At 62.7% G+C, this 12646-nt stretch carries 5 protein-coding genes; all 5 read left to right on the top strand.

Annotation, left to right across the window (positions count from 1 at the left end; genetic code table 11):
- The first annotated feature begins 17 nt into the window (after positions 1–17).
- The 5 genes from PLU72_14910 to PLU72_14890 are packed head-to-tail and all read left to right on the top strand — an operon-like array spanning position 18 to position 12495.
- Positions 18–2903 (top strand): SpoIIE family protein phosphatase, encoded by a 2886-nt coding sequence (locus PLU72_14910; GenBank protein ID HOT29468.1) that lies wholly within the window; start codon positions 18–20, stop codon positions 2901–2903.
- A complete protein-coding gene (locus PLU72_14905; GenBank protein HOT29467.1) occupies positions 2900–5965 on the top strand; it encodes a SpoIIE family protein phosphatase in 3066 nt (1021 codons plus the stop codon). The genes PLU72_14910 and PLU72_14905 overlap by 4 nt, the downstream gene beginning before the upstream one ends.
- Complete coding sequence (locus tag PLU72_14900) at positions 5962–6534, top strand: plasmid pRiA4b ORF-3 family protein (protein ID HOT29466.1); 573 nt, start codon at positions 5962–5964, stop codon at positions 6532–6534. Before PLU72_14905 ends, PLU72_14900 begins: the two co-directional genes overlap by 4 nt.
- A gap of 16 nt (positions 6535–6550) precedes the next feature.
- Positions 6551–9562: an adenylate/guanylate cyclase domain-containing protein gene (locus tag PLU72_14895; protein HOT29465.1), complete on the top strand. Its 3012-nt coding sequence runs from the start codon at positions 6551–6553 to the stop codon at positions 9560–9562.
- Positions 9559–12495, top strand: coding sequence for an adenylate/guanylate cyclase domain-containing protein (locus PLU72_14890; protein ID HOT29464.1), 2937 nt, complete (start codon positions 9559–9561; stop codon positions 12493–12495). The genes PLU72_14895 and PLU72_14890 overlap by 4 nt, the downstream gene beginning before the upstream one ends.
- Positions 12496–12646: the final 151 nt, after the last annotated feature.

The raw sequence follows: 12646 nt of genomic DNA, 5'->3' as shown, positions 1-12646 counted from the left end.
TCATGGCGGATGCGGCGATGAACGGAAGGCCGGAGAGTCCGGGGGCGGGCTCCCTGCGATCCGGCCTCCTGCTCGTCGTGCTGACGTTCGTCGGCGTTCCCTGGCTTGCCGGTCTGTGGCTGATCGGCATGTGGCGGGAATCCTCCGTGCTCTCCGCCGCAGAAACCGATCTTTTGAACCGGCGCGACGTTCTCATGCGTCTGACGGTTCTCGGAAACCCGGAAAAGCGCTATAACGAGCTGATTTCTCAGCTTGCGCGCACGCCTCTGACGCCGAAGGCCCTTGCCCGCAGGGCGGCCGCTCTTGTGAAGAAGGAGCAGGGTGCGCTCGATCTGACCGTCTTCGACGCCGACAGACGCCTCGTGCCCCTCCCCGGCCGGACCCCGCCGCCGAGGCGCGCTTCCGAGCGGTTCATGGGGGCTCTGGTCTCGGGCGGGGAAGACGCGCAGCCGAAGTTGCTGGCCGCATTCGGCGGCGATCCCGAGTCGGCGCGCCTGATGGCCGAATCCCCGGGGGCGCTGGTGAAGCTCGAGAACGCGTTCGTCCGTTCGTGGGGCGGCTGGTGGACCGTGCGAACCCGTTCGGGCAGAGTGCTGGGACATCTGGTCGCGTTCGTGCACAGGGGTACGATAGAGCCCGATCGGCTGATGGACAGAGCCGTATCTGAAGCCCAAAAGCTCGTCGGAAGGGATATGACCGTCGGTTGGGTTCATCCGTACGAGCCGTCCCGCCTGAGACCCGGGTATGTTTCCTGGCCTGACGGTCTCGGGAAGCGCATCGCCTCCGCCCCGCCGGATGTGGCCGAGCTTCCCTGGAACGGTCATTCCGTCCTTCTCGCCGATGGAGCACGCGGGGAGCGGTTGTTCGCGCTGTCGAACGCCTTGCCGCCGGCAGGCTTCCGTGCGACGGAGGCGATTGTCCTGTATTCCGTTCTCTGCGCGATGCTTGCGCTGGCCGTTCTGATGTTCGGACCTGCGGTTTCGCGCCGGACGGGGCTGCGCGGCACGTTGACGATTCTGTTCGTGACCGGCGGCGGCCTGCTGCTGGGCGGTTTGATGATGACGGTTCTGTTCGACCGGGCCGACCGGGAACGTGTTTTCATCGAGGAGTGCAAAAAACGCCATCTCCGCCTTCTCGCGCGCATAGATCAGGATTTCCTGTCGGAACTGTTTCCCGCGTTGCGGGAGTATGACGTGGCGCTGAAGAAGGCGGGTGGGTTTCCGAAGGCCGATCCGGTCGATGTTCTCATTCGTCACGTCAAACCTCAGGTCGGGAAGGTCAAATCTATACTGAATGGTATAGTAATAGTCGATGGCGTTCCGAATGTCAGGTTTTTCGACAGCGGCATCAGTTCGCCTCGGCAACTCGAACAAAACAGGACCTTCATGATGGAGATTGGACTGGCCCTGATGCTCGAATACCTGGGCAAAGCCCGCCCGCTGTCGGGGGATCGGCAGGATGGAAAAATCATCACGGATGCGATCGCCAATACCCTGTATTTTGGCATTCGCTCCGGCAAGCATATACAATTCCAGAATCTGCTGAACAGGAGCACTATCATGTATGCCGGGGTCGCGAAAAAGGCTTCCGGCCGTCCCCGGGCCGTTTTACTGGCCATGCACGATTCGAGCCGGGCTCAGCAGAAATATCTCGGCCGGGTTGCCGCGCAGTGGCCGTGGAAGGAAGACGGTCCGCGTTTCGCGGCCGTTCCGCTCTCGCCCGATCCGTCCTGGCGGTCGTTTCCGAAACGATCGACCGGCGAGGATCTCGAATTGAGACGATGGCGTGACAGGGTCGCCGGCGGTCGGCTTCCGGTGCACGGAACAACGCGCATCCATGGGCGGGATTACCTGCTTACGGCGTTCCCCGGCATCCGGGTCGAAGGATACGTGCTGATGATCGCCGAGCCGATGAATCGCATCCGCGAATGGACGGGAATTCTCAACAGGCGGATGGCAGGCCTGTCGCTGGCGATTCTGGCCCTTGTTGTCGGAGTGACCGTCGCTGTCGCCACTCGGATCCTGCGGCCTCTGAAACAACTGGAAAACGGTCTCGAATCGATACGACAGCGCGTCTTTTCCTCCAATGTGAAATATGGTGGAGTATATGAACTCGACCGGCTCGGGGAACGAGTCAATCTGGTTGCGGAAAACCTCCGCGATCTGCAGATCGCTCGCTCCGTCCAGGAACAACTCTGGCCCGAAGAGGACCTCAACGGCCGCGACTGGCGGGTTTCCGGCCGATGCGTGCCGACGGCGGACCTGGGCGGCGATTATCACGACTGGGCGGCGCTGCCCGACGGCAAGATCATGATCGCCGTCGGCGACGTCGTCGGACACGGCATTCCGGCCGCCCTCGTCACGGCCGCGGCGAAGGTCGAACTGGGGATGCAGCTCAGGCGCCAATGCGGGCCGGCCGAAACCTTGCTGAAAATGAATGAAACGTTCGGCGAGCAGGCGGGCCGCCTTCGGCCGATGTCGCTCTGGCTGGGAATCTTCGATCCTTCCACCGGAGAACTCGCCGCCGCCGCCGCCGGCCACCCCTATGGGATCCTGGCGCATCCCGGGGGAGTGACGGAACTGATCGGGACGACTGGCTATCCCCTCGGCTCCCGCCGCACGGCCTCGTTTACCGAAACCCGGGTCGCAATTCCGCCCGGAGGCTGCCTGGTGCTGTATTCTGATGGACTTCCCGAGGCGCTCGACCGGACAGGCGCCCCCTTCGGCTATGATCGATTGCGCGCGGCCATTGCACGACTCAGGAACTTGCCGCCCGGCGAAATGGCGGAAGCACTGCTCGGATTGGTTGCTGAATGGTCCGGAAGAACGGTTCCGGCGGATGACCAGACTCTGTTGATCCTTTCACGCTCCTCTGGCGCAACGGAAGGGGGAGAGACCGCGTGAGGCTCGCTTGGGTGTGCCTGCTGCTGGCCCTGCACTTCGTCGGAGCGTATGCCATTGGCGTTCGCATGGCAGACGAGACGCAGGAGAGAAAACTGGCCGCCGCGCACGCTCTGCTGAGGCGCATCGGGCAGGCATCGAACGACGCGAAATACCTCGGACATCTCTGCGTAAGTCTCAAAAAGCGCATCATCGGTTCGAACGCCGCCACGGCGCCATTCGAACCGAGATATCGTCAGATCGTTTCCCGGCTGGCGGCGGTGAACGGGAAGATCTGGCTGTTCGACGGTTCCGGACGCCTGGTCAGCGGCGTTGCCTCCGATCCGGTCTTGATGGAGAGAATGTTCGCGGCCCTGCGCACTCCCTGGATGAAAAGTTACGACATGAACGAAAGCATGTTTCCAGGGGGCAGAAAGATGCTCGACGACGTTTCCTGGATCGATCTGACGGCTCGTCCCGACCGTATCGTCCAGCTCAACAAGCGATCGATGGCATGCTGGGGATACTGGTTTTGGCGTGATGCCGTCGCTCCCGCATCAATAGCCGGCATGCTTGCTATCGCTGAAATGAAATCGATCGAGAACGATGCCGTTCTCGGGTGGATCGACGCGGATCTGCGACGGGCGGGCATCCGCATCGGATGGTTCGATCGGTTGAAGCCGGAACGGAGCCGCCTCCTGAGCGGCCTCTCCGTAAAGACGGTGAAGCGGTTCGAGCGCGATTTCTTTTCCCGGGGCGAAGACGCGTTCCGTGCGAACGGGAGATACGTCGCCGTGGGTTCATTCCGTGAGCGGATGCTTCTTTTGCGGGTCGTTCCCGTGATCGTGCCGCGGTTGCCGCCCGTGTCGTGGGTGATCCTGATGCTGTGGATCGTGCCCTGCATCCGATGGCTTTGTTTCGCGACGGGAAGGGCTCCCGCTCTGTCGAGTCTGCTCCTGGTGGTCATCGGCGTTGCCGGGGTCCTTCCCTTCTGCCTGTCGGTCGTTTTCTGGCGGCATTTTTCCGAAAGCAGAACCCGCGCGGTCACGGCCTCGATACGCCAGGAACTGGAGCAGCGACTGGTGAGAATCGACCAGAAACTTCCCGCGCTGATGGAACGTCTCGCAACCAGATACAGGCTGTGGCGGGCCCGATTCGAGGCCGAGTTCGCCAGGGATGATCGTGGCCCGATGGTTCCCGTTTCGAGCAACCATGGCATCGAAATCCGCCGGTTTGCGACGGACACGCCGAAATTCAGGCTCCTGGAAGAAACGAAAGACTGGGAAGAAAACGGCACCGTGGATACCGTCTTTCTCGTCGACCGAAACGGTCTGTACTGGCGCGAAAACTCCGACAGCCGGATGCTGTTGCGAAGAATGGCCCGATGGCCGAAACAGCGCATGCTGCACACCCTCGAAAGCCTGTACCGACGGCACGGAGACAGTCCCCAGGGGGAATTCCACTGGCTTCTTTCGTTGCCCGAAACGGGATGTCCCCGCGAAAAATATCTCGGCGACTACATATTTGGGCGGGGAACGGCCGCCCGGCTCGCTTCACAGCTTATCCGGGCGGCGATTGGGCAGTATAATATCTGGAAAAATATACCGTCCGGTCCGGACGGCCGGGAGGACTTGACGACCCTCGTCACGACAGGTATGTCCGGTTCGACCTTCGGCGGCGGGGTCGTGTCGCTGATGTTGAGCAATCTTGGGAATTTCACCGTCACGTCGAACGAGGACGGCGCTCTCATCACCTACCTCGACGTCATCCGAGGCATTTCGGGGGCGGCCGTGGCGGGCTTCGGGGTGTATCATCATTCCTGCAGCCTTGCTGCGCAGTTTTTCGATGAACTCCTGTCGGCCTGGCCTGATCAGAAAGACGGAATGCGATTGTACGCCGTGTCGGATCGTTCGTTCACCCTCGCATATCCGGGCCTCGACGACGACCTGAAGTTTTCGAAGCTGTTTCGCCGCCTCGAGCCGCCGAATGTTCTTCGCAGCGACATCGTCAGATTCGAGGGAAAGCCCGCGATCATGGCGGCCCTCAACTGCCGGCAGGTATGGAGCTATTATCTGGTCGGCGTTCTTCCCTGGGATCTCGTGCAGGAACGGGTTCGCTCGCTTCACGTCCGACTGATTGCCGTGGCGGCCGGCATGAGTCTGATTCTCATCGTTCTTTGCCTTCGCGTCTGGCAGGGGGTCATCCGCCCGGTTTCGCTGCTGATGGCGGGCGTCGACGCCATGGAAGCTCGACGGCTCGATCACCGCATCTCGATCGCGACCGGCGACGAACTCGAGCACCTTGCCGACACGTTCAACGACACCCTCGCCGGCATGGAGGAGTTGGAAGTCGCAAAGATCGTCCAGCAGAAGCTGCTGCCTGCGGGCGAGGTGTCGACGGCGGCGTGGGCGTACCGAGGCGTCAGCGAGATGTCGAGCGAGGTCGGCGGCGATTATCACGACGCCCGGGTGTGCGCCGACGGAAGCGTCGTCTTCATGCTCGGGGACGTTTCCGGCCATGGGGTTTCCGCGGCGCTCGTCGTCGCGATGGCAAAGGCGGCGTTCGGAAATCTCGTCAGATCGGGCACGACCGAGCCGGGGGCCCTGCTGGAGCAGATGAACGCCGTTCTTCTCTCGACCACGCGGAAACTCAAAATGATGACCGCCCTCGCCGGCCTGATGAAGCCTGACGGAACGCTGCTGCTGGCCAACGCAGGCCACTGTTATCCGGCGATCCTCCGGCGAAAAGGCGGAGTCGAGTATATCCTGCGAGAGGGAAGCTTTCCCCTTGGCGTGAGAAAGCGCGGAATATGGCCCGCGATGAGCGTCGCGCTCGAGCCGGGCGACCGTCTTCTGCTGTATACGGACGGCATTCCCGAGGCCGTCGACCGGAACGGACAGCAGCTTGATTATGAACGGTGGCATCGTATCATGGACGAGGAGGCCGTTGAGGTGGATGCGATGGGACTGATCTCGCGTCTGCATCGCCGGCTCCGGGATTTCACACATCCGGTGAGGTGGGGGGACGATGTGACGATCGCGGTCATCACCCGCCTCGAACCGCAGAAGCAGAAAGGAAACACATGAACGACAGTGCATCTGGCGGAAGCGCCGTAGTTCGCCTCAGACTCGAGATTACCGGCCTCTCTCCATCCGTGTGGCGGCTTGTTGATATCCAGGGGAATATCCTGTTGCCTGAGCTTCACAAGGTGATCCAGGCCGCGATGGGATGGCGAAACGAGTATCCGGCGTGTTTCGTGACGCCGGCCGGAATCCACCCGATCGGCGAATGGCCCGAGGCCGCGAGCGGACCTGCTTCCCGGACTCTCGCCGAGTTGCTCGACAACCCGAAGCGAGAGTTCGCCTACGACTACGAGCCGGACGAGCCCTGGCGCGTGATATGCCGTCTGGAGTCGGAACGCCCGCGGGAGGCCGGCGACGGGCCATTCCCGTGCTGCGTCGACGGGGCCCGGTCCGCTCCGCCGGACGGTGTCGGCGGGCGTGAGGGGTATGCCGATTTCCTGCGCATGCTCGACGACCCCGATGCCGACGAGGACGAGCTCGACGACATGCTTGAGTGGGCCGGAGGGGATTTCGATCCCGCCGCGTTCGATTGCGCTGCGGTGAATCGCCGCCTGAAAAAGTTCGCCGTTTGAAGCCGCTTCCTTGCCCATGACGAGTTCCGGGGTCGCTCGAGATGCCGGCCGAAGGGTGCTCACCCCGGCCTTCCCCTCGGCCGCCCTGATTGCAGCGGCCTGGCTGTTCCTCCTGATATTTCCCCTCCTGTTTCTGCTCGTGAGGGTCGACGAGTGGCTCGACGGCGAGGAGCGCTGGCGCGAGCTGGCGGTCAGGCGCGAGATGCTGGATGTCATGCGCGAGCTGCAGCCCATGCTCACGCCGGCGAAACGGCTCGAGGAGGGGCTGAGCGAGATCGAGCGCCGGATCGGCTTTCCCGATACGGGCAGCGGCCGCACCTGGGTGGCGGCCGACGACCATCCCGGCCTCGATCCGGCGAAGCTGAGCGACCGACTCGACGCGGAGTGCCGCCGGACGATCGGATGCAAGCCGGTGTTCCTCCTCGCGGCGGGTGCGGACGGCTCTGCCCCCTGCCTTCGGATCGATCCCTCCCTGATGGAGGGCGCGCCTCCCCGTGCCGGAACGATGCAGCCCGTCTGGCTGTCGGCTGCAGGCTGGCTGGAGCGCAGGATCTGGCGGCATACCGCGGAAACCGACACGCTCAAACGCCGCTGGAGCGGCCCATCCGCAGCCAGGGAACTGCAGATCAGACGGACCGGCCTGCTCGAGCGCGTGTTCGGGAACGATCCATTCGATGGTCTGAGATGGGGCCTGGCCCAGCCGTTCATGCGCATGCGCCCCGGCGGAGGCCGGTATCTCGCCTATGCGAATTTTCTTGCTTCCGGACCGAAGCCCGACGCACCGTTGCTTGGCGGATACCTGGCCGTGTTCCGCATCAGCGACATCCCCCGACGGTTTCTCCTGGCTCCCGTGCTCTCGCGGCCGGACGGAGGAATCACGCCCCGCCTTGCCGTGATCCCTCGTGAAAGCCGCTCGGCCGACGCGCTGACCCTTGAATGCGCGCCTCCGAGAGAACTCCTGCAGGACTGGTGCCTTGGCAAACGCACCCAGCCGTTCAGCCTGATGCTCCGGTGGAAACGGGCCGCCGTCCGCCATCCGTTCCGATCCTGGCAGCCATGGCTCCTGGCCGGATTTTATCTGATCGTTTTCGGAACCGGCGCCTACGTTTTCCTCAGGATCGGCGGCTTCTTCCTGCCGTTACGGCTTCGCGGCCAGATCGCCGTTGCCGTGGGGGTCGCGACCGTACTCCCGCTCATCGCATACAGCGGGGTCATGGTTTCCTACCTCGATTATCGGAAGGATATCGACCGCGATAGACAGGGAAAGATGATCGCGGAGCGTCTCGAGATGCTCGAAAACGGGTTGCTGGGGTATTTCGAGTCCGTCAAACACCGCCTGTGGCAAATGAAGGAAGGCCTGTCGCAGCGGACCGAGGCCGGGCCGGCTTCGGTGACCCGGTATCTGGAACACCTGCGGCAGCGGATTCACGCCCCGGTCGTGTTCATGATCACGCAGAGAGGCGAGGAATTCTTCGTTGCCGGGTCCGGCATTTCGGACAAAACACGGATGATGGCCGATCGGCTTGGCGAAGTGGTGCGCGCGATGACCGTGCGCATGTTCCTGCTGAGCGGTTGTTTTGGGAAGGCCGATCTCGAACTGCCGCCGCGCTCGAACCTGTGGACGAGGCGCCGTCGTGCGATCGCCGAGAATCTCAGCCTCGTCGATGTCGGTTCGATGATGTATCTGGATGGGCGGGAAATCGACCCCAAATTTGCCGGAATCGGTGACAGCATCGTGCTTCAATATATGATCAAATATCCGAAAGAACAGGGAGGACGCCTGCACGGGCTGTTGTATGCCATGTTCAGGCGTTCCGACATCCTCGGCATGTATCTGCAGAGCCTCGAACGGCGCAGAGAACCGTTTTCGGACGTCGGGAACGGGACGTGCGTCGATTTCGCCATGTTCGCGACGTCCGGCATGGATCGCGCATCGCTCGATCCCGCGACGGTGTGGCCGCGGGCGGCGGCCGTCGACCGGCGCATGCACGAACTCGCCCGGCGGGCGCTCTCCGTGCCGGCCGGCGCGACGCAGAACATGCCCGAAGATTCCGGCGGCGTCTCGTTCGTGCGCGCGTTCCTGGAATTTCCCGGGGTCGCGGTCGGCAGCGTGCGGCCGGTTCTGCCTGCCCAGGACGCCTGGAATGACCGTCTGCTGATCGGCGGATGGAGCCTGTATGCGCTCTTTCTCGTCGCCTTCGTCACGTATGTTCTCACCAAAAATTTTGCGCTGCCGCTCGAATGCGTCGGCGCCGCGGGCCGGGAAGTCGCCGCGGGCCGTTTCGACGTGGCCCTGCGTCTGAAGACCGGCGACGAGTTCGAACGGCTGGCGGCCGAGTTCAACGTGATGACGGCCGGCCTCCGCGAGCGTGAGCGACTGGCCCGGTTCGTTTCCGACGAAGTTCTCACGACGGTCCGCGGAAACGATGCCGCGGGCCTGCATCCGGGCGGCGAACGGCGCTGCGTCGGCGTCCTGTTTGCGCACATCGTCGATTTCGAACGGATCACGGCGAACACGTCGGTCGAAGGGATCTTCACACTGCTGGATAATATACTGCCACGTATGGAATTGGCGATCCGCGGCAACGGAGGCAGTCTCGACAAGATCATCGGCGACGGCGTCATGGGCGTGTTCCATCCTTCGGAACTCCCGGCAGCCGTCCGGGCCGGGCATGCCGCGCTTGCGATGAAACGGATCATCGCCGAGGCGAATCGGGAAAGGACGGGCGGAGAGATGGAACCGTTGCGCGTTTCCATCGGCTTCGTCACAGGAACCGCCATCTGCGGGAAGATCGGTTCGCGCAGTGGACGTCTGGATTTCACGGTGATCGGCGATACCGTCAATCTTGCGGCGAGGCTCGAAGCCGAGAGCCGCCGGAGAAGCGGTTCGCCGATCCTGGTCGATGAGGAAACGATCGTGACGACGGGGACGGCGTTCCGATACGCCCTGCTCGGTACCGTTTTCGTGAAGGGACGTTCCAGGCCCGTCCAGATGTATGAGCTCGCAGCGCCGGAGGAGAACGCATGAGCCTGCGGCATTTCGAACCTGTCGAAAACCGCCGGTTGTGGGCGGGTGTGATCGCTCTCGTCTGGCTCCTGTTCGTGGCGCTGCCCGCGCTCGGCCTTCGAAGCGCCGTCAGGCTCTGGCTCGAAGACGAGGAAAAGGGAATGCGCACGGTTCTGAGACGACAACTGATCGATGAGATGCGGGAATTCAAGAATGAGATCGAAACCGGTCCTGCCCTCGAACGCGCGTTTCTGGCCGCGATCGATGATTTCGGGTTCAGGGAGAACCTTTCGCCTGCCTCGGCCGCCGCCCTGCGCGCCTGCGATGAGGCAGGCTTCAAACGGATCTGTGCCTCGGTCACCGCCCGGGTCGGCTCGAAGCCGGCGGTTGCCGCCATGCTCATTCCCTCGAGCCGGAACATGCTGATCGATGCCGATATGTCGTATTTTCCCGGGTATACCAGGAGCGAGGTTGAAAAGAACATCGCCCTGATCCTCGAACCGCTCATGTATTCTCGGGCGGATATTTCGAAGAAAATCGACACCAGGGATGCCGTCTATTATACGTCTAGAAATATATCTGAAAAGCTGTTCGGAGGGGACTTCCATTTCGCGGATCTGAAATATGGCGTCAATATCGATGTCGTGCATTTCGGCGGAACGGCGATCGGATACAAAGCTGCGGGATGGGCTTGCATCGGCCCCCGCGGCAATGCGTATTCCTCGACGGACTGCACCGCTCTGCTGGTGATGCTTTTCCATGGGAATGCGATTTCGCGAGGGGCTTTGCTCCGGGCTCCGCTCGGAACGTCCCTGAATCCGTCGATACGGCGGAGGATCGTGGGGGTAGGGCGATGCGATCTGCCGCGGTTCATCGACAGGCCCCGATGTCTCGCTCTGCTCCAGGCTCCGCCTCTGGAATGCCCTGACGAGGCGCTCTGGCAGGGAAGCCGCTCCGGCCCCCGCCCGGGTCTCCGCCCCGTGCCTGCCGTCGTCGCCGAACCTTCGGCGTTGTCCCATCCCTGGCGGAAGACATTGCCATGGTTCGATGTCGGGTTGCTGCTCGTTTCCGCCGGAACGAGCCTCGTCTGCCTGAGGCTGGCGTTGTTCGAATACGCCGTCGGAAAAAGCCTGCGAACCAGGGTCGGCTGGGGGTTCGCCTTCGGAGCGATGATCCCGTGCTGCGGATGCGCCATGATGGCGATGGCTTCGGCGAAGGCCGGCGAAGACCGTCTTCCGCGGATCGCTCTCACGCACATGTCCCGACAACTCGAACGTCTGGATGAAGGACTGCGGTCCGCTCAGACCATTCGCGCAAAAACCCTCCAGACCTGGAGTGAGCGGATCATCTCCGCGGCGGATCGCGAGGGGGGCGTCGAAACAGCCATGCAGGAGGTCCTTGCGCGCAGCCTCTCCAGAGCCATTCTCGTGTTTCTCGCCAACGGGAAGGACTGGGGAGCGTCGTCCTATGAAGATCAGTCGTCGGTAACCCCCATACAACGCCTCATGAAAGGATTCTCGCAGGATGCCCTCGTTCGTCTGGGGTCCTCCGACGGTGGGGGCGGGAGTGGGGCGGCGACGTCCATGCAGGTCACGATCGATCTGGCTCATGCCATCACATCCGAATATATCGACGAATCCTATATCAAAAAAATCATCACATGTTCCCCGCTTTCCGCCGGAAATCCCTTCGGAAATCCCGACCAGTTCATGAGCGTGCAGATCTCGCCTGTTCCATGTGCCGCGACGCGTCCGAAGGGGATAATCATGACCTACGGCGGGTTGCACATGGTCATCGGGCAGTATTTTCTTCGCCTTCTGAGGAAAAGCCCTCCCGAATTTACCGAGAGGGTCGCTTCGTGGAATATAAAGTATATGGTATATACTATCAACTCGTATAACCCGCCGCTCCTTTCGGACTTGAATATCGGGTTCGATGACAGGCTCTGGAAAAAATGGAGGTATCTCGCGGAATCCTGTCTGAATCAACGGATGGGGCGAAAGCACGACATGCTGCCGCGCCAACGGGATACGCTGGCCGTCACCCGGTATTTCTCGAATGGAAATCTGATCGGCGTTGCCGTCGCCGAAAAAAAACATCGGGAACCCGAGGCGGGCTGGGTTGGTGCGGCGCTCGCCATTGCCGTCGCCTGGTCGGCCGTCACGGTTGCCGCGGCGTTCTTCCTGACGCTGCCGTTCCCCATGTTTCTCGAGGCGACGCGGCTGACGACCGGGGGAGAATTCGGCTGGCGGATCGATCTCGACCGACCTGACGAGTTCGGCGATCTGGCCCGCGTTTTCAACGGCATGGCCCGCGGCCTGACGGAGCGGGCCGGGATGGCGCGGTTCGTTTCGGACGGCGTTCTGGCCGCCGTGCGAAACGCGGATTCCGGCGCTTCCAAGATGGCGGCGGGCGGTGAGAGAATCCCGGCGGCCATTCTGTTTTCGGATATCCGCGGCTTCACGACGCTGTCCGAAATCAACGATCCGGAGGACGTCGTCACCCTGTTGAACGACTACTTCACCCTGATGGAGGAGCCGATCAGAGCCGCGGGTGGGACGATCGAGACATACCTGGGCGACGCGATTCTCGCCGTTTTCCCCCCGGACTCCGCCGGGGAGGAGCCTGAACTCCGCGCGGTGAAAGCCGCTTTCGGCATGCGGGAGGCGCTCGCCCGGTTCAACGATATGCGGCGGCGCAACGGCCGTTTCACGATCGAGACGGGCATCGGCGTGGCGGCCGGAACGATCCTCTGGGGCCGACTCGGCGGCGAAGGCGGGCGACTGCTTCCCACCCTGATCGGCGCTCCCGCCGACCGGGCCGCCCGATGCGAGGCCGCCACGAAGGGACGAGGCGGCATCATCGTCGACGCGAACGTCTGGAACGGCCTCGCAGGCCGATTCCACGCCGAACCGCTGTCGGTCGACGGCGAGGAACTCTATTTGCTGTCCTGAGGACCCCGGAATTTCTCGAAAGAGCCTTCCGCGTCGTTCGTGCTGAGCCTGTCGAAGCATGAACGACCTCACGCCCCTTCGGCAGGCCCGGAACGACCGGCGAGGCTGAACTTCGCAACCATCGTTTTCCCCCGGTGCAAGAACGTGAAAT

The organism is Candidatus Ozemobacteraceae bacterium (assembly GCA_035373905.1).
Lineage (GTDB): Bacteria > Muiribacteriota > Ozemobacteria > Ozemobacterales > Ozemobacteraceae > MWAR01.
This window is presented reverse-complemented; position numbering and strand designations above follow the sequence as displayed.